General features: G+C 43.7%; 19 protein-coding genes and 4 tRNA genes. 10 read left to right on the forward strand and 13 right to left on the reverse strand.

Annotated features, from left to right (window positions below):
• Positions 1-117 precede the first annotated feature (117 nt).
• The 8 genes from ACED25_RS16950 to lolB all read right to left on the reverse strand — a co-directional run bounded on the left by ACED25_RS16950 (position 118) and on the right by lolB (position 5126).
• Positions 118-192, reverse strand: a tRNA-Gln gene (locus ACED25_RS16950).
• A 29-nt stretch (positions 193-221) separates the two neighbouring features.
• A tRNA-Leu gene (locus ACED25_RS16955) sits at positions 222-306 on the reverse strand.
• Positions 307-373: 67 nt separating this feature from the next.
• Positions 374-450, reverse strand: a tRNA-Met gene (locus ACED25_RS16960).
• Between the two features lie 280 nt (positions 451-730).
• A complete protein-coding gene (ychF, locus tag ACED25_RS16965) occupies positions 731-1822 on the reverse strand; it encodes a redox-regulated ATPase YchF (protein WP_029223110.1) in 1092 nt (363 codons plus the stop codon).
• 10 nt (positions 1823-1832) lie between these two features.
• Positions 1833-2423 carry an aminoacyl-tRNA hydrolase gene (pth, locus tag ACED25_RS16970; RefSeq protein WP_010439162.1) on the reverse strand — a complete coding sequence of 197 codons (591 nt, stop codon included), beginning with the start codon at positions 2421-2423 and terminating at the stop codon, positions 1833-1835.
• Positions 2424-2613: 190 nt separating this feature from the next.
• Entirely contained in the window at positions 2614-3558 is a 945-nt protein-coding gene (locus ACED25_RS16975) for a ribose-phosphate pyrophosphokinase (RefSeq protein ID WP_017106306.1), read from the reverse strand.
• A gap of 27 nt (positions 3559-3585) precedes the next feature.
• Positions 3586-4461, reverse strand: coding sequence for a 4-(cytidine 5'-diphospho)-2-C-methyl-D-erythritol kinase (gene ispE / locus ACED25_RS16980; protein WP_371695741.1), 876 nt, complete (start codon positions 4459-4461; stop codon positions 3586-3588).
• Positions 4458-5126, reverse strand: coding sequence for a lipoprotein insertase outer membrane protein LolB (lolB, locus tag ACED25_RS16985; protein WP_017099626.1), 669 nt, complete (start codon positions 5124-5126; stop codon positions 4458-4460). Before lolB ends, ispE begins: the two co-directional genes overlap by 4 nt.
• 160 nt (positions 5127-5286) lie before the next feature.
• On the opposite strand from lolB, the gene hemA reads away from it, so the two are divergent.
• The 8 genes from hemA (at position 5287) to ybaK (ending at position 13632) form a co-directional block, all read left to right on the forward strand.
• Complete coding sequence (gene hemA / locus ACED25_RS16990) at positions 5287-6546, forward strand: glutamyl-tRNA reductase (protein WP_009848729.1); 1260 nt, start codon at positions 5287-5289, stop codon at positions 6544-6546.
• A 28-nt stretch (positions 6547-6574) separates the two neighbouring features.
• Positions 6575-7663 carry a peptide chain release factor 1 gene (prfA, locus tag ACED25_RS16995; protein WP_009848728.1) on the forward strand — a complete coding sequence of 363 codons (1089 nt, stop codon included), beginning with the start codon at positions 6575-6577 and terminating at the stop codon, positions 7661-7663.
• A 5-nt stretch (positions 7664-7668) separates the two neighbouring features.
• The gene (gene prmC, locus ACED25_RS17000) at positions 7669-8541 is read left to right on the forward strand and encodes a peptide chain release factor N(5)-glutamine methyltransferase (protein ID WP_135444905.1); all 873 of its coding nucleotides are present in this window, start codon (positions 7669-7671) and stop codon (positions 8539-8541) included.
• 190 nt (positions 8542-8731) lie between these two features.
• A complete protein-coding gene (locus ACED25_RS17005; protein ID WP_009848726.1) occupies positions 8732-9115 on the forward strand; it encodes a SirB2 family protein in 384 nt (127 codons plus the stop codon).
• Positions 9116-9142: 27 nt separating this feature from the next.
• Complete coding sequence (locus ACED25_RS17010; RefSeq protein ID WP_009848725.1) at positions 9143-9952, forward strand: SirB1 family protein; 810 nt, start codon at positions 9143-9145, stop codon at positions 9950-9952.
• A 22-nt stretch (positions 9953-9974) separates the two neighbouring features.
• Complete coding sequence (kdsA, locus tag ACED25_RS17015) at positions 9975-10829, forward strand: 3-deoxy-8-phosphooctulonate synthase (RefSeq protein ID WP_083784152.1); 855 nt, start codon at positions 9975-9977, stop codon at positions 10827-10829.
• A 549-nt stretch (positions 10830-11378) separates the two neighbouring features.
• Positions 11379-13040 (forward strand): bifunctional UDP-sugar hydrolase/5'-nucleotidase UshA, encoded by a 1662-nt coding sequence (ushA, locus tag ACED25_RS17020; protein ID WP_029223112.1) that lies wholly within the window; start codon positions 11379-11381, stop codon positions 13038-13040.
• 118 nt (positions 13041-13158) lie between these two features.
• Complete coding sequence (ybaK, locus tag ACED25_RS17025) at positions 13159-13632, forward strand: Cys-tRNA(Pro) deacylase (protein ID WP_017099628.1); 474 nt, start codon at positions 13159-13161, stop codon at positions 13630-13632.
• Between the two features lie 106 nt (positions 13633-13738).
• On the opposite strand, the gene rluF is transcribed toward ybaK, so the two are convergent.
• The 3 genes from rluF to ACED25_RS17040 all read right to left on the reverse strand — a co-directional run bounded on the left by rluF (position 13739) and on the right by ACED25_RS17040 (position 15944).
• Positions 13739-14878 (reverse strand): 23S rRNA pseudouridine(2604) synthase RluF, encoded by a 1140-nt coding sequence (rluF, locus tag ACED25_RS17030; RefSeq protein WP_371695742.1) that lies wholly within the window; start codon positions 14876-14878, stop codon positions 13739-13741.
• 176 nt (positions 14879-15054) lie between these two features.
• Positions 15055-15636 (reverse strand): DNA endonuclease SmrA, encoded by a 582-nt coding sequence (smrA, locus tag ACED25_RS17035; RefSeq protein ID WP_017076135.1) that lies wholly within the window; start codon positions 15634-15636, stop codon positions 15055-15057.
• 167 nt (positions 15637-15803) lie between these two features.
• A complete protein-coding gene (locus ACED25_RS17040) occupies positions 15804-15944 on the reverse strand; it encodes a DUF3149 domain-containing protein (protein WP_004736246.1) in 141 nt (46 codons plus the stop codon).
• Positions 15945-16199: 255 nt separating this feature from the next.
• Between ACED25_RS17040 and ACED25_RS17045 the strand changes: the two genes are divergently transcribed.
• Positions 16200-16276: transfer RNA gene (locus tag ACED25_RS17045), tRNA-Pro, on the forward strand.
• 503 nt (positions 16277-16779) lie between these two features.
• Here the strand turns inward: ACED25_RS17045 and ACED25_RS17050 are convergent.
• A complete protein-coding gene (locus ACED25_RS17050) occupies positions 16780-17202 on the reverse strand; it encodes a hypothetical protein (RefSeq protein ID WP_017099139.1) in 423 nt (140 codons plus the stop codon).
• Between the two features lie 121 nt (positions 17203-17323).
• Positions 17324-18211 (reverse strand): TraB/GumN family protein, encoded by an 888-nt coding sequence (locus ACED25_RS17055; RefSeq protein WP_371695743.1) that lies wholly within the window; start codon positions 18209-18211, stop codon positions 17324-17326.
• A 404-nt stretch (positions 18212-18615) separates the two neighbouring features.
• On the opposite strand from ACED25_RS17055, the gene ACED25_RS17060 reads away from it, so the two are divergent.
• Complete coding sequence (locus ACED25_RS17060; RefSeq protein WP_371695744.1) at positions 18616-21270, forward strand: beta-N-acetylhexosaminidase; 2655 nt, start codon at positions 18616-18618, stop codon at positions 21268-21270.
• Positions 21271-21656 lie beyond the last annotated feature (386 nt).

Below are 21656 nucleotides of genomic sequence, written 5' to 3' on the forward strand. Positions count from 1 at the left end.
CGGCGCCAGAACCTAAATCTGGTGCGTCTACCAATTCCGCCACGACCGCAGCAAAGCTTTTACTCTAGCGAAGAGTATAGTTAAGAAGACTTATGGTTTGTCTAAGTAACGTTGTAGTGGCTGGGCTACCTGGATTCGAACCAGGGAATGCTGGCATCAAAAGCCAGTGCCTTACCGCTTGGCGATAGCCCAACAGTGATGTCATTTAAGATATCTAAATATGGTGCGGTCGGAGAGACTTGAACTCTCACACCTCTCGGCGCCAGAACCTAAATCTGGTGCGTCTACCAATTCCGCCACGACCGCTTTATTTCCTAAAAACTCTTTGTTGTCAAAAGACATACGTTTAATAACAAACAGAGTGCTTAGGAAATGGTGGCTACTGCGGGATTCGAACCTGCGACCCCATCATTATGAGTGATGTGCTCTAACCAACTGAGCTAAGTAGCCATTTCCAAATTGTTGCTCATTTCGAGACGTTGCCGCTTCGTTGTGAACGGGGCGCATTATGCGGAGTTGAGTGAAACCCGTCAACTTTTTTTTTGAATAAATCACGAATAAACATCTGTTCGGTTTCTTTTTAGTCAAAGAGGCGTATTTGTCAGCAAGAAATAGGTTCAAATGCCGATATATATAGGAAGTTAAGTTTTGGATAAGAAGCTCTTTAGAAAGAGCGAAAACGAAAAAGGCCAGTGAATTCACTGGCCTTTTATTAGATGTTTATCGGTAATTAAACGTTGAAACGGAAGTGAACAACATCACCATCTTTAACGATGTATTCTTTGCCTTCAAGACGCCATTTACCTGCATCTTTTGCTCCGCTTTCACCGCCAAATTCGATGAAATGTTCGTAACCAACTACTTCTGCACGGATGAATCCTTTTTCGAAGTCGGTGTGGATCTTGCCTGCAGCTTGTGGCGCAGTCGCACCTACAGGGATCGTCCAAGCGCGAACTTCTTTAACACCTGCAGTGAAGTAAGTCTGAAGAGTAAGTAGTTCGTAACCAGAGCGGATCACTCGGTTAAGGCCTGGTTCTTCAATACCCATGTCAGCTAGAAACTCTTCACGATCTTCATCGTCAAGCTCAGAAAGTTCAGATTCGATTGCAGCACACACAGCAACAACAACGTTGTTCTCTTTTTCTGCATATTCGCGAACGGCGTCTAGGTAAGGGTTGTTTTCAAAACCATCTTCAGCAACGTTTGCAATGTACATTGTTGGCTTAAGCGTTAGGAAGTTAAGGTAGTCGATCGCCGCTACTTCTTCTTTAGCAAGTTCAACAGTACGAGCCATACCACCTTCAGTCAGGATAGGTAGTAGCTTTTCAAGAACCGTAGTTTCGAATTTAGCGTCTTTATCGCCGCCTTTTGCTTTTTTAGCATTGCGGAATATTGCACGTTCACAGCTATCTAGATCGGCAAGAGCAAGCTCAAGGTTGATCACTTCGATATCTTCGATAGGTGATACTTTGCCTGAAACGTGAACGATGTTTTCGTTTTCAAAGCAGCGTACAACGTGACCGATAGCATCAGTTTCGCGGATGTTAGCTAGGAACTTGTTACCTAGACCTTCGCCTTTAGATGCGCCAGCAACTAGGCCTGCGATATCTACGAATTCCATTGTCGTTGGAAGGATCTTCTGTGGATTAACAATTTTTGCTAATGCATCTAAGCGTAGATCTGGAACCGGAACGATACCTGTGTTTGGTTCGATCGTACAAAATGGAAAGTTTGCTGCTTCGATGCCTGCTTTAGTCAGTGCGTTAAACAGAGTTGACTTACCAACGTTTGGTAGACCAACGATGCCACATTTAAAACCCATGATATAAACCTTATTCTGCTTTGAACGTATGTAAGCGATTTTGTGCTTTTGGTAGGCCATCTTTCAATAAGATGTCTAGGCTACGAACCGATTCGTCAACGACAGCCTCGATACACTCTTGCTCTTTCGCAGGAGCTTTGCCTAATACATAACCTGCAACTTTATCTTTGTGTCCTGGATGGCCAATGCCTAATCTAAGACGATAGAATTCTTTATTGTTACCCTGTTTGCTTATGATGTCTTTCAGACCATTATGTCCACCATGACCACCACCTTTTTTAAACTTACCAATACCTGGAGGGAGGTCTAACTCATCGTGAGCGACCATGATCTCTTCTGGTTTAATTTGGTAGAACTTTGCCAGTGCTGCAACTGCTTTGCCGGATAAGTTCATAAAAGTCGTTGGGATCAGCAAACGAAGATCTTCACCATGAACCATGATACGACCCGTTAGGCCAAAGAACTTTGGTTCGTTCTTCAGTGTCACGTTGTGTACACGTGCTAATTCTTCAACTACCCAAGCACCCGCATTGTGGCGAGTTTTGGCGTATTCTGGACCTGGATTAGCCAGTCCAACGAGAAGTTTTATTTGTTGGCTCAAGGTATGGATCTCTCTTGGGATTTCAAAAAGCGCCGTATGATATCACAGTTTATGAAAAAGGTGCGAGCTAGCTGATAGCAACTCAATGATTCAAACTGTGGTCGTTAGATATAAAAAAAGCACTTCATCGAATGAAGTGCTTAATATCTTTTTCAGATTGTTCTGCTAAAGCAAAGCTATAGAGCTTTGATTAGTTGAACATCGCAGAGATAGACTCTTCGTTGCTGATACGACGAATCGCTTCAGCAAGCATGCGAGAAAGGCTTAGCTCAGTCACTTTACCTGTCGCGGCCATTTCTGGAGAAAGCTTGATTGAATCAGTAACAATAACTTGGTCTAGAACTGAATTGCGGATGTTGTCTGCAGCAGTACCAGAGAATACAGCGTGAGTTGCGTAAGCGAATACACGCTTAGCACCGCGCTCTTTAAGCGCTTCAGCTGCTTTACATAGTGTGCCACCAGTATCGATCATGTCATCAACGATAACACAGTCACGACCTTCAACATCACCGATTAGGTTCATTACTTCAGAAACGTTAGCACGTGGACGACGCTTATCAACGATAGCGATATCAACATCACCTAGCGCTTTAGCTGTAGCACGAGCACGTACAACACCACCAAGGTCTGGAGAAACCACAACTGGGTTTTCTAGGCCACGGTTAGCCATGTCTTCTAGAAGAACTGGAGTGCCGAAAATGTTATCAACAGGTACATCGAAGAAGCCTTGGATTTGCTCTGCGTGTAGGTCGATAGTCAAAACGCGGTCAACACCAACGTTAGAAAGGAAATCTGCAACAACTTTTGCAGTAATAGGCACACGAGCAGAACGTACACGACGATCTTGACGGGCATAACCGAAGTAAGGGATTACAGCAGTAATACGGCCAGCAGAAGCACGGCGCATTGCGTCAATCATTACCACCAACTCCATAAGGTTGTCATTGGTTGGTGCACAAGTTGATTGAATCAGGAATACATCGCTACCACGAACGTTTTCATTGATTTGAACAGCGACTTCGCCATCAGAAAAACGGTCTACAGTAGCATCGCCAAGAGAGATGTATAGACGATCAGCAATACGTTGGGCTAGTTCAGGTGTTGCGTTACCAGCAAATAGCTTCATATCAGGCACGGTGGAAACCTCGGGTTGCGTCCAGTTTTAAATAGATTGTGGGTGGGCTGATTGGTATTCAGCCAAAGTTTCTTTCAAAGGCGAAATGTTTCGTCCTTTCGCGACAAACGCGGAAACTGTGTCAGGTAGTTGCTCTAGCACCAGTTCGGCTTCTTTTTTGCTGCTAAATTCAGCAAAAACGCACGAACCTGTACCAGTCAATCTCGACGGCGCGTATTGTAGCAGCCATGAAAGTTGCTTATCAACCTCTGGGTACAGCATTCGCACAATTTTTTCGCAATCGTTTACGTATTCTTGCTCTAGAAGCGTTGCTAGCGCTCGCTTCGGCGTGTTTCGAGTTAATTTTGAATGTGTGAATATGTCTACGGTTGCTATGCTCACTTGAGGTTTAACAACGAGATACCATTTCTCATCCGGATTAGCGGGTTGCAGTTGTTCGCCAACCCCTTCAGCAAAGGCGGCGTGGCCTCGAACGAAGACCGGAACGTCGGCACCAAGCTTTAAGCCAATCTCTGCTAGCTGATCATCAGACAGGTTGAGTTGCCATAAATGGTTGAGAGCGACCAACACGGTTGCGGCATTTGAAGAACCTCCACCAATGCCACCTCCCATAGGAAGCACTTTCTTTAACTCAATATCCGCACCGAAAGTTGTCGATGTATATTGTTGAAGGGCAGTTGCGGCTTTCCAAATCAGGTTATCTTCTGTCTCAACGCCTGGAATTTCAGGTGTGATGGTTATCGAGCTTGTTTCTCGGTTTGCGGTAACCGTAAGTTCATCGCCAAAGTCGACAAACTGAAATAGGGTCTGAAGTTCGTGATAGCCATTGTCGCGTTGGCCAGTGATATAGAGAAATAAATTCAGCTTAGCTGGCGAAGGCCAGTGCGTTGGCGTTGTTATCATTTTTTCAGTGTCCACTTCGAAACTACAATGTTGATTTTGTTCTCGTCTTGCTTGAATGACAATCGAGTAGGGAGTGGGATTGTCTCTACGTTCGTGCTGTCTTCACTAGAGTTCTTGCTGTCTTCACCAGATAATAGTGTACTCGGCATCTCTGTATTGCGATAGTTAGCAAAATTCAGAGTCCACAATTGACTGCTTACTTGTTTAGACAGAGATTCAAGCGTGTTAGTGCTGTTGAGTTGGTAGCTATCTGCTTGGTCGGGAATGCCAAGAAACCATTGTGGTAGGTGATCAATGGGGATCTGCAATCCAGTAAGTTGCTCTACCAATACAGATGCACTTGCATGGGTGAATACTTGATCATCGTAAGTCACGACTTTTGCACCCAAACTGTCAATTGTAAGGTTCAAGGCGGTTTGACCAAGGAAAGTGGTCAGTCTTAATTGGCTTTGATTTGGGGAGTGCTTCCATATGAAGTTTAGGCTTTGGCGTTGCTCTGGAGAAATGTAAGCGAGCTTGCCTGAAGCTTGATAGTTTTCTATCTGTAAAAGCCTGTTTTGGTGACTTTGCCACTCAACGCTGGTCGGTTGTTCTGGGATAGACGAGCAACCCACCATAATGATGGTCAAAAAAATAAGAGACGTGATTTTTCGAAGCTTGCTCATATTTGCTCACAACTTGTTCAAATTTATCTAAAAAACGTCTCAACTATAGCATTGAATTCACGAACTCAGGAAAACAAATCCCGCTTGCTCTTTAAATAGAGCCATGCATCAAGTAAAATTCGCCCCTTGTTTCCATTCCCTGATCGAGAACTTCTGATACATGTCTTTGCTTGCCGTAGGTATCAATCACAATACAGCGTCGGTTGAATTGCGAGAAAAAGTCGCTTTTGGTCCAGATAAATTATCTGAGGCACTTAAGCAACTTAACGCAAATGCACACGTAAATGGAAGTGTCATACTTTCTACCTGTAATCGAACTGAAGTGTATTGTGACGTCAAAGGCGTGGCAAAAAACAAGTTGATCGATTGGCTGTCTGTATTTCATCAAGTTAGCCCTGAAGAACTAAAACCGAGTATCTACATCCATGAAGAACAAGCCGCGATTAAGCACTTAATGCGCGTTGCTTGTGGTTTGGACTCTCTGGTGTTGGGTGAACCACAGATTTTAGGTCAGGTGAAGCAAGCTTATACAGATTCTCGAGATAACAAATCTGTTGATGCTTCAATGGAAAAACTGTTTCAGAAATCATTTTCTGTCGCTAAGCGTGTTCGAACTGAAACTGAAATTGGCGGAAGCGCGGTTTCAGTTGCTTACGCAGCTTGCACATTAGCCAAACACATCTTTGAGTCGATTGCTGAATCAACGGTGTTATTGGTCGGTGCGGGTGAGACGATTGAATTGGTGGCAAAACACCTTTCAGCGAATGGTTGCACCAAGATGATTGTGGCCAACCGAACTCGTGAGCGTGCTTTAGGGCTAGCAGAAGAGTTTGGTGCTGAAGTGATTAGCCTCAATGAAATCCCCGATCACCTGCATCGAGCGGATATCGTGATCAGCTCAACCGCTAGTCCACTGCCTATTATTGGGAAGGGCATGGTTGAGACCGCACTTAAGACAAGAAAACATCAACCGATGTTGTTGGTTGATATTGCAGTGCCTCGAGACGTTGAGTCTCAGGTAGGCGATCTGAATGATGCTTACCTGTATTCCGTTGATGATCTGCAGTCGATTGTTGATGGCAACATTGAACAACGAAAAGTAGAAGCTATCCAAGCGGAAGCTATTGTTAGTGAAGAAAGTGCGGCCTTCATGAGTTGGATGCGCTCACTGCAAGCGGTAGACAGTATTCGTGACTATCGAAAATCGGCCAATGAAATCCGAGAAGAATTATTAAGTAAGAGTTTACAATCACTTGCCGCTGGCGGTGACCCTGAAAAAGTTTTACTTGAGCTAAGTAACAAGCTCACAAACAAATTGATCCATGCTCCAACGCGTGCACTCCAAAGTGCAGCAGAGCAAGGAGAACCTGCAAAATTAACGGTCATTAGACAGAGTTTGGGCTTAGAAAACCCTCAATAATATTCGACCGCCAACAGAATAAGACATTATGAAAGCCTCGATTCTAATAAAGCTTGAAACACTTGTTGAACGCTATGAAGAAGTTCAACATCTACTTGGTGATCCCGATGTACTTGGGAATCAAGACAAATTCCGTGCCTTGTCAAAAGAGTATTCTCAATTAGAAGAGGTGACGGGGTGCTTTAAATCATACCAGCAAGCTCAAGAAGATTTAGAAGCTGCTGAAGAGATGGCAAATGAAGACGACGCAGAAATGCGTGAAATGGCTCAAGAAGAAATCAAAGATGCGAAAGCGAATATTGAACGCCTGACTGATGAGCTGCAAATTCTTCTGATTCCAAAAGATCCAAACGATGAGCGTAACTGTTTCTTAGAGATTCGTGCCGGCGCAGGTGGTGATGAAGCGGGTATCTTTGCGGGTAACCTTTTCCGTATGTACTCTAAGTTTGCCGAGAAAAAAGGCTGGCGCGTCGAAGTGATGAGCAGCAATGTTTCAGAGCAGGGCGGCTTTAAAGAGATGATCGCTAAAATCAGTGGCGATGCTGTTTACGGCACAATGAAGTTTGAGTCTGGTGGTCACCGTGTACAACGTGTACCTGAGACGGAATCTCAAGGTCGTGTTCATACATCAGCATGTACCGTTGCGGTTATGCCTGAGATCCCAGAAGCGGATCTTCCAGAGATCAAAGCTGGCGATCTTAAGATTGATACTTTCCGTGCATCTGGCGCGGGTGGTCAGCACGTTAACACCACGGATTCAGCAATCCGTATTACTCACTTACCAACAGGTACAGTTGTAGAGTGTCAAGACGAGCGTTCTCAGCATAAAAACAAAGCGAAAGCGATGGCTGTTCTTGCGGCTCGTATCGTTCAAGCTGAAGAAGAGCGTCGTGCTGCCGCGATTTCAGATACACGTCGTAACCTATTAGGTTCTGGTGACCGTAGTGACCGTATTCGTACGTACAACTACCCTCAAGGCCGTGTTTCTGATCACCGCATTAACTTAACTATCTACCGCCTGAACGAAGTTCTAGAGGGTGATATGCAAAGCCTGCTTGATCCTGTTCTACAAGAGCACCAAGCCGATCAACTAGCAGCACTTGCTGAGCACAACTAATTACTATGCAGTCAGCATATACGGTTGAAAGTGCTTTAAAGTCAGCAATCGTACAGCTTCAAGAGGGCGATAACACGTCGCCCTCGATTGATGCTGCGGTACTGCTTTGTCACGCCTTAGATAAACCTAGATCTTACCTACTGACTTGGCCTGAGAAGCATCTCACTTCAGAACAAGAATCCGAATTCCATATCCTTCTAAAACGTCGCTTAATCGGTGAGCCTGTGGCTTATATTGTTGGTGAACGTGAGTTTTGGTCGCTACCGTTAAAAGTCTCTCCTTCTACTTTAATCCCGCGTCCAGATACGGAACGTTTGGTTGAAGTGGCGTTAGACAAAACGTATGGCAAGCAAGGTGCGATTCTCGATTTAGGAACTGGTACAGGTGCGATTGCTTTGGCATTGGCGTCTGAGATGCCGAACCGACCAGTGACGGGAATTGATCTTCGTCCGGAAGCGCAACAACTAGCGACAGAAAACGCTCAGCGATTAAATATCACTAACGCCACTTTTTTACATGGCAGTTGGTTTGAGCCTTTGAACCTGGCTAACTCTGAAAAAGAAGCGGTGAAGTTCTCGTTGATTGTCTCTAACCCACCTTACATTGAGAAGAATGACCCTCATTTATCTCAAGGTGATGTGCGTTTTGAACCGATCACAGCGTTAGTGGCTGAAGATAAAGGTTTAGCTGATATTCGATACATCTCTGAAAACGCACGAAGCTTTTTAGAAAACGAAGGTTGGTTAGCGTTTGAACACGGTTACGACCAAGGTTTAGCTGTACGTGAGATTATGCAGGCGCTCGGATATCTCGATGTTGTGACAGAGAAAGATTACGGTGGTAATGACCGAGTGACATTGGGTCGTTACTGTTCATAGGCTGCTGTTAATCATCTTGTGAGCAATAGATGATTAACTTGCTAAATTGATACCTTTAACTCGAAAATACACTTAGCTCGATAATGCATTTAACGCAGAAATACAGAGATTTTACGCAGAACTACAGAGCATTAACGGGTATTGTGTGGCTCGTGTTAACGAAAGACATATAAAAATATAAAGGAATACCATGTACGAAGGTCTAAAACATTTTCACCTATTAACGATTGCTATAAGCGCACTGCTTCTTTCGATTCGTTTCGCTCTTATGATGGCTAACTCACCGAAGCTTAAGCATCCTTTCTTACAGCGTTTCCCTCATATCAATGACTCATTGCTGTTGCTTTCGGGTATTGGTTTGATTTTTATCACTGGCTTTATTCCATTTACACCAGCAGCACCCTGGTTAACCGAAAAACTAACCTGTGTTATGGCTTACATCGCATTGGGTTTCTTTGCGCTTAAGCTAGGTAAAAACAAGCTACTGAGAGTGTTCTCTTTCTTTGGTGCGCTTGGCTGGTTAGCGATGGCAGGTAAAATTGCAATGACGAAGACACCAACATTTTTCGGTTAATTATCTCCTTATTTCGGTTAACTACCTATGTACGAATTTTTTGATGAAGACTTTGACCAGCTAGAGTTAGCTGAAGGTGCATTGATCTTAAATAAAGCGATTAACCCAGAAACTCAAGACAGTTGGGCAGAACAAGAGTTGGCGAGATTGTTGAAAGACGCCGAGTTTGCTTTGGTTAACGAAACGGATGAACAGCAGAAATTTGAATCCTTTATTCGACTATTCTTTTATGAGTGGGGTTTTGCTGGGGATAAAGATGCGTATTTTTCTTCGGAAAACGCATTTATCGATAAAGTACTTGAGAGAAAAAAAGGCATTCCAGTGAGTCTTGGTGCGATCTTTCTGTATCTAGGTCGCAAGTTAGGCTTCCCTGTTGAAGGCGTATCTTTCCCAACTCAATTCTTACTTAAAGTGAGTTGGTTCGGGCAAGCTGCTGTATACATTAACCCGTACAACGGCGAGTACGTTGGCGTGCAAACTTTACGAGCATGGCTTATTGGGCATGATGGCCCACTAGCTAAGGTAAAAGCTGAACACTTAGAAGTTGCTGACCACCCAACGATTATTGGTAAGTGGCTAGCGTTACTTAAGAGTGCATTGCTGCGAGAAGAGCGTTATACGCTTGCATTGAAGTGTACTGACCTTGCGTTAACGTTTGTGCCGGATGATCCGTATGAAATCCGCGACCGCGGCTTTATTTATCAGCAGCTAGACTGTCATCAAGTCGCTGCTACGGATTATCAATATTTTATCGACCAATGCCCAGATGACCCTGCATCTGAGCTACTAAAATCTCAAGTGAACGTCATGAACGAAAAGACAGTGGTTGTTCACTAATTAATAATTATTTAGAGAGAATATGATGGAACAGAAAACAGTTCACATTGGCAATATGCCAATTGCTAATGACAAGCCATTTACGCTATTTGCAGGTATGAACGTTCTTGAATCTCGCGATCTCGCTATGCAGATCTGTGAGCACTACGTGAAAGTAACAGAGAAGCTGGGTATCCCTTATGTATTTAAGGCGTCTTTCGACAAAGCAAACCGTAGCTCAGTTCACTCATACCGTGGTCCTGGCATGGAAGAAGGTCTTAAAATTTTCCAAGAGCTGAAAGATACTTTTGGCGTGAAGATCATTACTGATATTCACACAGAAGCACAAGCTCAGCCTGTTGCTGATGTGGTTGATGTAATCCAACTTCCGGCGTTCCTAGCTCGTCAAACCGACCTTGTTGAAGCGATGGCTAAGACTGGCGCGGTAATCAACGTGAAGAAACCTCAATTCATGAGCCCAGATCAAGTGGGTAACATCGTTGATAAGTTTGCTGAATGCGGCAACGACAACATCATTCTTTGTGAACGTGGTTCTTGCATGGGGTATGACAACTTAGTTGTTGATATGCTTGGCTTCGGTGTAATGAAAAAATCATCAAACGGCAGCCCAATCATCTTTGACGTGACTCACGCGCTTCAAATGCGTGATCCATCAGGTGCTGCATCTGGCGGTCGTCGTGAGCAAACGGTTGAACTAGCTAAAGCGGGCATTGCGACGGGTATTGCTGGTCTATTTCTTGAGGCACACCCGAACCCGGATCAAGCACGCTGTGATGGCCCATCGGCGCTACCGCTAGATAAACTAGAACCGTTCTTGAAGCAGATGAAAGCACTTGATGACCTTATCAAAGGCTTCGAGCACATCGAAATTAAATAGTTTTATCTGATGTTAAGTCACTAGTATTCACTAGAGAATGTTAACTCGTTATTTGATTGTAATAGACAAACGCCCAACTCTTAGAGTTGGGCGTTTTTTAATGGAACATCCGTTGAGTTCACCGAAGCCTCGGCCTATTTGGGCTATGACTAAGCTGTCTGAATGGCTGTTCACGAACTTGTTTTTCAGTGCGTCAATCTACGATAGGCGATTAAATTCTTGTTAACAGAGCCTCTGATTCCCTAAGAAAGGGGTATAGGTGTGTGAGGTCTGTCCTGTTTGTAGTGAATTGCTGACATTCATCACACTTTATAAGTAAACGATTGCCTGTGATGCAGGGGAAGTTTGAGTGTAATCTCATAATTTTGTTACACTTAACTGTTGATCTATGCGTGACCAATTCGACATAAATATGAAATCGTCGTGTTACATTTAGAATGTTAATTTAAGATTAGTCATGTTGAAGTCTTATTGTTCGAACTCCAGACAAGGAGTCGCAATGGATTATAGAAAGCAGTGGATTCCCCTAAAAAGTTCAAAGGTATGACAATGAAGCAACGCCTTATTCTAAAGACAGCACTAAGTGCTGCAATCCTAGCTACTTTGGCTGGATGTGCGTCTCAATCAGCTCATGATTGGAACCAAGACGAAACTTATAAGCTAACTATCCTGCATACGAACGACAACCATGGTCGTTTTTGGCAGAACAAATACGGCGAATACGGCATGTCTGCACGTAAAACGCTTGTTGACCAACTTCGTGCAGAAGTTGAAGCAGAAGGCGGTAGCGTGTTGCTTCTATCTGGCGGTGACATCAACACTGGTGTACCAGAGTCAGACCTTCAGGATGCAGAACCTGATTTTAAAGGTATGAATAAAATTGGTTACGATGCAATGGCATTAGGTAACCACGAGTTCGATAACTCACTAGACGTACTGCAAAAACAGATCGACTGGGCAAACTTCCCAATGCTATCTGCAAACATCTACGACAAAGCGACAGGCGAGCGTAAATTCCAAGCTTACGAGATGTTTGAAAAGCAAGGTATCAAGATTGCTGTTATCGGTCTAACGACTGAAGATACTGCGAAAATTGGTAACCCAGAATTTATTGCTGGTATCGATTTCCGTGACCCTAAAGAAGAAGCGAAGAAACTGATCGCTGAACTTAAAGAAACAGAAAAACCCGATCTTATCTTCGCTGTGACTCACATGGGTCACTACGAAAATGGTCAGCGTGGTGTTAATGCTCCGGGTGATGTAGCACTTGCTCGTTACCTAAATGAAGGCGATCTAGATATGATCGTTGGTGGTCACTCTCAAGAGCCTGTATGTATGGAAGGCCCTAACGTTGCGAAGCAAAACTTCAAGCCGGGTGATGAGTGTAAACCAGACGTTCAAAACGGTACTTACATCGTTCAAGCTCACGAATGGGGCAAGTACGTAGGCCGTGCTGATTACGAATTCCGTAACGGCGAACTAGAGATGGTGAGCTACGACTTGGTTCCCGTTAACCTTAAGAAGAAAGTTAAGATTGACGGCAAGAAGCAACGCGTTCTTATTCAAGATGAAATCGCACAAGATCCAGAGCTGCTTGAATTCCTACGTCCTTTCCAAGAACAGGGCCAAGCTCAGTTAGAAGTTCAAATCGCTGAGACAAATGGCAAGCTTGAAGGTGACCGTAACGTAGTTCGCTTCCAACAAACTAACCTGGGTCGTTTGATTGCGACTTCTCACATGGAGCGTGCAAAAGCAGACTTCGCTGTGATGAACTCTGGTGGCGTTCGTGACTCAATTGAAGCCGGCGATGTGACGTACAAAGATGTACTAACAGTACAGCCTTTTGCAAACATCCTGACTTACACTGATATGACTGGTAAAGAAGTTCTAGATTACCTAAACGTAGTGGCGACTAAACCTGTTGATTCAGGTGCTTATGCACAGTTTGCAGGTATTTCTATGACTGTCGCTGACGGTGAAGTATCGAATGTCTTCATCGGTGGCAAGCAGCTTCGTTTAGATGAAACATACCGCTTTACGGTACCAAGCTTTAACGCTGCTGGCGGTGACGGTTACCCTAAACTGTCTGATCACCCTGGCTTTGTGAACACAGGTTTTGTTGACGCTGAAGTACTAAAAGAGTACCTAGAAGCAAACAGCCCTGTTGATGTGAACAAGTACGCGCCTTCAGGTCAAATGGTTTACAAGTAATTGAACCCAGTTAATTGAATCACTAGGTGCTAAATTAGATTGACTCTAGCACCATGATAAATTTAACTAAAGCGACGCCTCGGCGTCGCTTTTTGTTTATCTATCGTTTGGATTTGTTATGACCCCTGCAATCAATCTCGCCAAGAAAAAGAAAATCGCTCACAGTGTGCATCAGTATCATCATGATACAAATAACACGAATTATGGATTAGAGGCTGTCGAAGCGCTTGGTCAAGATCCCAAACGTGTATTCAAAACGCTGTTGTTCAGCTTGAATGGTGTGGCGAAAGATTTGGCGGTAGCTGTTATTCCTGTTGACCAGAAGTTAAACCTTAAGCTTGCAGCTAAAGCAGCGAAAGGTAAAAAAGCAGAGATGGCTGATCCAGATATTGCTCAGAAAACGACAGGTTATGTGGTGGGAGGAATCAGTCCTCTTGGTCAGAAAAAAGCATTACCTACCTTTGTTCATTCCAGCGCTACCGATTTTGAAACGATATGTGTGAGTGCAGGGAAGAGAGGGTTAGAGATCGAGCTAGATCCGAAAGACTTAGTACTACTTACGCGTGGTCAGTTTGCTGAACTATGCCTGTAGCTTGTGCTTTCCATAACGATAAACGTACATGATCATAAATAAAACGCCCGCTAGACTAATCTAGCGGGCGTTTCTTTATCGACAGTCCCGTTTGAAAGGGTTCTGACTACTTTTTCAAACCTAAAGTACCACCAACACGTTTCGGTGCAGGCTTGTTCGGTCTGTTTGAATCTTGACTGCGGTTTGTCGGTTTACCGCTTCTACGTTCGTTATTGTCGCGATCTGTGCGATTGCGATCCGAACGGTTTTTATCTGAATTAGAACGCTCTGAACGAGAGTTTGATTTCCAGTTCTCGGTATTGCCACCGCCACTGCTTTCACCGTTCGATGAGTTACGGCCACGCTTTGAGTTAGGCGCATGACGGAATTCATCCGCATTGTTACCGCGGTAAGTGCGAGTACGGTTCTCGTTTTGATTACGGCGCGCAGTTGAAGTTTGGTTCTCTTCACGGCTATCAAAAAGTTTCGCGTCAGTCGCTTTACGAATGCGTTGACCTTTCGCGTTGATTTTTGACGCATCTTCAGTACTTACTGAGCCTTCACACATTGCCAAGATTTCAGTAATCTCTTCGTCGCTCAGGTAGCGCCATTTTCCGTTAGGAATGCCGTCTAATGAGATGTTCATAATACGAACACGGCGAAGCTTAAAGACTTCATATCCGAGAGCTTCACACATACGGCGAATCTGACGGTTAAGGCCTTGCGTTAATGTGATGCGAAATGAGAACTTGGTCTCTTTCTCTACCTTACATGGCAAGGTAACAGTATCGAGAATATGAACGCCAGCGCCCATTTGCTTTAAGAACTCAGTCGTAATAGGTTTATCTACACGAACCACGTATTCTTTTTCGTGGTTGTTACCTGCACGTAGGATTTTGTTTACGATATCGCCGTCGTTGGTCAAGAAGATAAGACCATCAGAAGGCTTATCTAGACGACCAATAGGGAAAATACGTTTGTGGTGGCCGATAAAGTCGACGATGTTGCCAGGAATATCACGTTCAGTAGTACAGGTGATGCCTGTTGGTTTATTAAGAGCAATGTAGATCGGCTTCTCTTTTGAGCGAACAGGTTTATTGTCTATCTCAACATCATCACCGGGCAAGACTTTAGTACCCATTTCAGGGATCTTACCGTTAATAGTAACTCGGCCTGCATCAATGAGTTTGTCGGCTTCGCGGCGTGAGCAAAAACCAGTTTCACTGATGTATTTATTAAGGCGTTTAGCTTGGGATTCTTGTGACATGATATTCTCTTAGCGTTTCACAACGGAAATATAGATAAACAAAAAGCAACCTTTGGATAGTTGCTTTGAGTTGGGATTCGTTAACTGAGGACAATTTTAGCACTTGGTGTGAGTCTAGGCACGAAATATCGATCTTGATGCAATTCGCTATCAGTGTACTTATCTGTTTCAACCAGTTAACTGGTGCGTTTTTGATGGCGCTCTCTGTTCTCTAGCTTTTTCTCGTTACTCTTTCTGAGCATAACGTAGACTGCGCCAGTACCACCATGAAATTGCTGGGCAGAGTGAACACATTGAACGTCGTTAATTTGCGTGAGCCAATTCGCCACGTAGCTTTTCATCATTGCTGGTGGGTTCGAGCGCTCACCTTTACCGTGAACAATGATAACGGTGCGAACATCCATTCTTAAACACTGGCGTAAAAATGAGAGTACTTCGTTACGAGCATCTTTCAGTGTTTTCCTATGAAGGTCGAGTTTGGCCTGAATAGGGTATTTGCCTAAGCGCAGCTTTTTGTATACGCCTTCTTGTACACCATCTTTCTTGTAAGCAATGACGTCGTCTGGCTTGATCATTGGTGAGTAGTCTAATGATAAGTAGTCTTTCTCGTCGTCAGACAGCCACATAGCAGCTTCACGCTTAGCAAGGTGAGATTCTGTGACTCGGTGTACTTTCTGGTGTTCGGCGGTGTCATGGTCGATACGTTTAACATCGCCCATCATTTCTTGGAATAGATCTAAGTCGTCATCATGAGACATAGTGTGTATCTCAAGTTGGAGAAGGATAGGGTAAGTATACCTAAGTTGAGGCCGGGTTTAAAAATGAAAAAACCGGAGAAGACAATAAGTCTGCTCCGGTGCAAAGCGTTTTTACATCCACCCAAAGAAAATGATACTTAAAAGTAGATGACTTAGGCTGAGCGATTCTAGTGAGGAGATTTTTCAGTCATAACTTTGTAGATGAAGAAGCCTCCATAGAACATCATGAGACCCAGAGCCCCGAATATTACTATCATTGAAGATAGCCCCACTGCATTACCAAATAGGAGTTCTAGCCAAAAGTCCATGTGTATACCTCAAAGTTATATGACATGGCTTAGTGTATTAAGTAGCCTTATCAATTCACTGATCTGGATCAATCCTGTTTCATAAGTTAAATACTTGTTGTTGAGTGTGTGTTTTTCGTCACATTGGCATTTCACTTGTACGTCTTTTGTTCGAACGATTCGATATTGTAAAAAAGAGTGAAAAAAGCCCTTGCGGATAAACTCAGAATCCGTATTATACGCTTCATCGACAGGCAATCAGCCAGTTAGATATCTCGGTGAATAGCGCAGCTTGGTAGCGCATCTGGTTTGGGACCAGAGGGTCGGGGGTTCGAATCCCTCTTCACCGACCACATTAAGAAAGCCTGCTCAATGAGCAGGCTTTCGTCGTTTTAGATCATAGGAAATAGGATCAGAACCAAGGTGGGGTTCGCCTGATATTCAAAATAAGCTCTTCACCGACCATATTTAGAGAGCCTGCTCAATGAGCTGGCTTTTGTCGTTTTAGATCATGGAAATAGGATCAGAACCAAAGTGGGGTTCGCCTGATGTTCAAAATAAGCTCTTCACTGGCCACATTAAGAAAGCTTGCTCAACGAACAGGCTTTCGTCGTTTTAGAGCGTTGGAAATAGGATTAGAACCAAAGTGGGGTTCGCCTGATGTTCAAAATAAGATCTTCACTGCCATATTGAAGAAAGCCGTAGCACTCTCGTAATAGAGGGGGCTACGGCTTTTTTGCATTTTGGTATATGTGTCATTCCCTAGAGCGACGAAGGAGTGAGTCGGAAATCTCTTGTTGTTCTAAACATCCCGCATAGAGAAAGGATTGACTCAATAAGCCAGCCGAAAATCTGTTTACTTCACATCACACGTGATGTTCTTGATTGGCGTCTCTGAAGTAACAAAGCAAACATACGCTTCAACAGGGTTATTTCGACCAATTCGAATGTAACCCGCCTGTATTTCATCTTCATTAAACGTCACCGAGTGAGAGTTACTCGTTTGGCCATCGTAAAAGCTCGCTTCAAATTTTCTATTCATTTGGCTCGCGATACGGTTGCGTGTCGTCGATGTAATGAACGTAATATTGGCGCAGCGCATCGGTGGCTTCTCAGTGATCAGAAACTGGCCGCTTTCTTTATCTAACACACCGCCTTTTGTATCCGGTTGAATGTCTATCGCCTGAAACTGTTCGATGGTACAAGTTTCTTTAGCCGTCACTACCGTAGGCGTGAGGATCGCTAGGGCTAAAGGTAAAGCAAAGAGTACTAGTTTCATGAGAACAACACCGTATATAAAAAGAGCGAAAGATAATAACACCGTTATGGTGCAATTAAGTGTAATGATTCAGTTATTAGGTAATGGTTATATTATGAGAAGGTCATGGTATCGAATTTAGTTAGTTGTCGTCACTAGTCTCAAATTGACACCGGGCCTGTTGGCTTTGTGATTGTTGAGTGACATTGAAACCTTTCTCTTCTAACAACTGCAATAAGTTACCTTCTCCTATTAGGTGCAAGGCGCCAACCACAATTAAGTAGCTATCTTTCGAGTCAAGTTTCCAATCATTGGCGGATAGTTTGTTTGCCCAGTCTATATTGCGATCGGTTAAAAATGCTTTCTCTAGTTCAGGTGACATCTCAGACAGCTCTGCGAAAGCTTCCAGCTTCGCTAAATCACCCGCTTTCCAACTTTCGATTAAGCAATGAACCACACGATCAGTTTGGTCAAACTCTTCAAGGCTACTGACTAACCACTCCTTACCGTCGTCCTTTTGTTTTGTCATCAGGTCTATTTGGAATTGAAGCGGTTCTAAGCTGACAACGGGAACATCTTGGATAGTCGCTTTGTAAGCTAGCGTCGCATCAACGCCGCCGGCGGAGCCATAACCAAGTTTTTTTAACTGCTGCATCTGTATCGATAGAGAGGTTGCCCAAGGCGGTGAGTTGAGCAGTTGTTGCGTTGGCATACCCAATGATTTTGATATGTCGGTTAATAATTGTTTTTGTTGTTTGTTTAATACATCAGCGGTGGTCACTTTGGTCGTCGGATAAACGACACCCTCTGTCTTTCTTATATCCGTTTCGATAACTAAGCCATCACTGTTTTTTAGCGCGTCGGTGATTGCCGAAGGAAGTGGGTACATACTCTCGTCTCCCACGTGCACAGAACCTAAGATAGTAAGCGTCAGATCATCCTTTTTGGCTTGCCAATAAAGAGGTTCGGCCACAGCATGTTTGGCTGAAAATGCGAGAACGAATAAAGTTACGTACCAAAATGTGCGCAAGGAAAGCTCCTATTAAAAGATGTGAACTCGTTAAAATAGATTTTGACGGCGTTTTTTAACGGTTTTTTTTGAGAACGATGTCACGTTGTTTGTACGAAAAGTATAACAACACGAACAAACTCTTAAACCTTTCTCCCTACCAACAACACGATTTTATGAAATCCTTTAAAAAGATTGTGATTCAATTCTCAGTTTTTACGTCAAAATAAAAATGACGGAAGTGCCGTAGGTTGTAACTTTATGATTTTAATGTAATTAATTTTATCAGTGTTTTTGAGATTTGAAGCCGATCACTTTATTAACCTGATTTAATTCACGGCAAAAAATAAGCCCATATAGTTTATCTAACTTTCGAAGCGCTCCACTTTGCTTCTGACTCAATTTTAAATTTATGGGTGAATACGATGTTGAAGAGAAACTTACTATCTGTAGCGGTACTGGCTGGTTTGACGGGTTGTGCTGTAACGCAAGCACCTGAGCAACAGGTGGTTAATGCACTGGCTGATAACCTTGATGTGCAATATGAAATTCTAACCAATCACGGTGCGAATGAAGGCATGGCTTGTCAGGACCTAGGTGCTGAGTGGGCGTCATGTAATAAAGTGAACATGACCCTGACCAATGACGGTGAAGCGATTGATTCGAAAGATTGGACTATCTACTTCCATAGTATTCGCCTTATTTTAGATGTTGATAACGAACAATTTAAAATCACTCGTGTAACGGGTGACCTACACAAACTAGAACCTACAGATAAGTTCGATGGTTTTGCCGCTGGTGAAGAAGTGATTCTTCCGTTAACGAGTGAGTACTGGCAACTGTTTGAAACTGACTTTATGCCGGGTGCATTCGTAACTGCGCCAAACGCAGAACCTAAGATGATTGCTTCATTGAATACTGAAGATGTCGCGTCGTTCGTAACAGGTTTGGAAGGAAACCACCTTAAGCGTACACCTGATGACAACAATGTCATGGCGACTGCGGTTACGCGTTTCGAAAAGAATGCGGATCTAGCAACGCAAGACGTTTCAACAACGCTTTTACCAACCCCAATGTCGGTAGAAGCGGGGGAAGGTTCAGTGAATATTGCTGGTGGTATCGCCCTACCTAAAGAGGCATTCGATGCTGAGCAGTTCGCTGCAATTGAAGAACGTGCAGATGTGGTAAACGTAGATGTGAGTGGCGACCTACCTGTTAGTGTTGCCGTTGTTCCTACTCAGTTTACGGGTGATTTAGCAAAATCTGGCGCTTATGAACTAAGCATCTCGGAAGAGGGGATTGCGATTAAAGCGTTTGATAAAACAGGTGCTTTCTACGCAGTTCAGTCTATTTTTGGCCTAATAGACAGTCAGAACGCTGAATCACTACCACAACTGTCGATCAAAGATGCACCACGCTTTGATTACCGTGGTGTGATGGTGGATGTTGCTCGAAACTTTCACTCAAAAGATGCCATCCTAGCGACGCTAGATCAAATGGCTGCATACAAGATGAATAAACTTCACCTTCACTTAACTGATGATGAAGGTTGGCGTTTAGAAATCCCAGGTTTACCAGAGCTAACGGATGTAGGGTCTAATCGTTGTTTTGATTTGGAAGAGCAAAGCTGTTTACTGCCTCAGCTAGGTTCAGGTCCAACAACAGACAACTTTGGCTCTGGTTTCTTTAGTAAAGCGGATTACGTCGAGATCTTAAGCTACGCAAAAGCGCGCAGCATCGAAGTAATTCCAGAAATTGATATGCCAGCACACGCTCGTTCTGCTGTGGTATCAATGGAAGCGCGTTACACTCGCCTAATGGCGGAAGGCAAAGAAGCTGAAGCAAGTGAATATCGCTTGATGGATCCACAAGATACTTCAAACGTGACGACTATTCAGTTCTACGATAAGCACAGCTTCATCAACCCATGTATGGAATCATCGACTCGCTTTGTTGATAAAGTGATTACTGAAATTGCAGCAATGCACAATGAAGCGGGTATGCCGCTAACGACTTGGCACTTTGGTGGTGATGAAGCGAAAAACATCAAGCTAGGCGCAGGCTTTCAAGATGTTGATGCTCAAGACAAAGTGGCATGGAAAGGTAACATTGAGCTAGACAAGCAAGACAAGCCATTCCAACAGTCTCCACAATGTCAGTCTTTGATTGCTGATGGTTCAGTGAGTGATTTTGGTCACCTGCCTGGCTACTTTGCAAAAGAAGTATCAAAAATTGTTGCAGACAAAGGCATTCCTCACTTCCAAGCTTGGCAAGATGGCTTGAAGTATGTGGAAGAGGGTGAAGCTGGTTTTGCGACTGAAACGACTCGCGTTAACTTCTGGGACGTTCTTTACTGGGGCGGCACTTCATCAGTGTACGATTGGTCAGCGAAAGGTTATGACGTGATTGTCTCTAACCCAGATTACGTATACATGGATATGCCATACGAAGTAGACGCAGCAGAGCGCGGTTACTACTGGGCAACGCGTGCAACGGATACTCGTAAGATGTTCGGTTTCGCACCAGAAAACATGCCACAAAATGCGGAAACCTCATTAGACCGTGACGGCAATGGCTTCACTGGTAAAGGCGAGATTGAAGCAAAACCTTTCTACGGTTTGTCGGCGCAACTTTGGTCTGAAACCGTACGTACTGACGAGCAGTATGAATACATGGTATTCCCACGAGTTCTTGCAGCAGCAGAGCGCGCATGGCACAGAGCGGATTGGGAAAACGACTACAAAGTGGGCGTTGAGTACTCTCAAGATACTGACTTAGTAAATAAGCAGTCTTTAAACAACGACTTTAATCGCTTCGCGAATATTGTTGGTCAACGTGAACTGGCTAAACTTGAGAAAGCGGGTATTGATTACCGACTACCAGTTCCGGGGGCAAAAGTTGTTGATGGCAAGCTAGCGATGAACGTTCAATTCCCTGGCGTAGAGCTTCAATACTCAGCGGATGGTGAAAACTGGCTAACGTATGATGAGCAGCAACGTCCATCGGTTTCTGGCGAAACTTACATCCGCTCTATCTCTGAAAGTGGCGAGAAAGTAAGTCGAGTGACTTCGGTGAAATAATCGATAAGCAACATTAATAGATGAGCTCCCTAGCTATTATCTTACTCAGATAAAAGTGGGAGCTTTTTTTTCGTCCAAACTAAGTTCGGTACATTCCTTAAACTGAAACATATAGAAATAACCTTTGTTTATAACGTCAACAATGCACATAAGGTGAGCTTCATCGCAAAAGTGACGCACTTCTCATTCTTCTCTTCAAAAAATAAGTCCGCCATAAAAAACTATAAATCAGGTGTGATTGAAACAACTGAATCTAATTTTATGCCGTGAAATAACGTGATCTTGATCCGTTTTGATTATTGGGTTTCTTTTTTTATCTATTTTTATGTTTTTAAGTTATTGATTTATTTAAGTTAAATAACTTTCCCTTTTTTGATGGTGAGAGA

The sequence above is a fragment of the Vibrio sp. 1F263 genome (genome assembly GCF_041439035.1).
Classification (GTDB): domain Bacteria; phylum Pseudomonadota; class Gammaproteobacteria; order Enterobacterales; family Vibrionaceae; genus Vibrio; species Vibrio tasmaniensis_A.

What these genes read in the sequence shown, in the direction of transcription:
- ACED25_RS17005 (WP_009848726.1), top strand. Translation starts at nt 8,732, where the DNA reads ATGTACGAAGGTCTAAAACATTTTCACCTATTAACGATTGCTATAAGC.
- smrA (WP_017076135.1), bottom strand. Translation starts at nt 15,636, where the DNA reads ATGTCTCATGATGACGACTTAGATCTATTCCAAGAAATGATGGGCGAT.
- rluF (WP_371695742.1), bottom strand. Translation starts at nt 14,878, where the DNA reads ATGTCACAAGAATCCCAAGCTAAACGCCTTAATAAATACATCAGTGAA.
- ispE (WP_371695741.1), bottom strand. Translation starts at nt 4,461, where the DNA reads ATGATAACAACGCCAACGCACTGGCCTTCGCCAGCTAAGCTGAATTTA.
- ACED25_RS17010 (WP_009848725.1), top strand. Translation starts at nt 9,143, where the DNA reads ATGTACGAATTTTTTGATGAAGACTTTGACCAGCTAGAGTTAGCTGAA.
- prmC (WP_135444905.1), top strand. Translation starts at nt 7,669, where the DNA reads ATGCAGTCAGCATATACGGTTGAAAGTGCTTTAAAGTCAGCAATCGTA.
- ACED25_RS17040 (WP_004736246.1), bottom strand. Translation starts at nt 15,944, where the DNA reads ATGGACTTTTGGCTAGAACTCCTATTTGGTAATGCAGTGGGGCTATCT.
- ACED25_RS17060 (WP_371695744.1), top strand. Translation starts at nt 18,616, where the DNA reads ATGTTGAAGAGAAACTTACTATCTGTAGCGGTACTGGCTGGTTTGACG.
- ychF (WP_029223110.1), bottom strand. Translation starts at nt 1,822, where the DNA reads ATGGGTTTTAAATGTGGCATCGTTGGTCTACCAAACGTTGGTAAGTCA.
- kdsA (WP_083784152.1), top strand. Translation starts at nt 9,975, where the DNA reads ATGATGGAACAGAAAACAGTTCACATTGGCAATATGCCAATTGCTAAT.
- ybaK (WP_017099628.1), top strand. Translation starts at nt 13,159, where the DNA reads ATGACCCCTGCAATCAATCTCGCCAAGAAAAAGAAAATCGCTCACAGT.
- ushA (WP_029223112.1), top strand. Translation starts at nt 11,379, where the DNA reads ATGAAGCAACGCCTTATTCTAAAGACAGCACTAAGTGCTGCAATCCTA.
- hemA (WP_009848729.1), top strand. Translation starts at nt 5,287, where the DNA reads ATGTCTTTGCTTGCCGTAGGTATCAATCACAATACAGCGTCGGTTGAA.
- ACED25_RS17050 (WP_017099139.1), bottom strand. Translation starts at nt 17,202, where the DNA reads ATGAAACTAGTACTCTTTGCTTTACCTTTAGCCCTAGCGATCCTCACG.
- lolB (WP_017099626.1), bottom strand. Translation starts at nt 5,126, where the DNA reads ATGAGCAAGCTTCGAAAAATCACGTCTCTTATTTTTTTGACCATCATT.
- prfA (WP_009848728.1), top strand. Translation starts at nt 6,575, where the DNA reads ATGAAAGCCTCGATTCTAATAAAGCTTGAAACACTTGTTGAACGCTAT.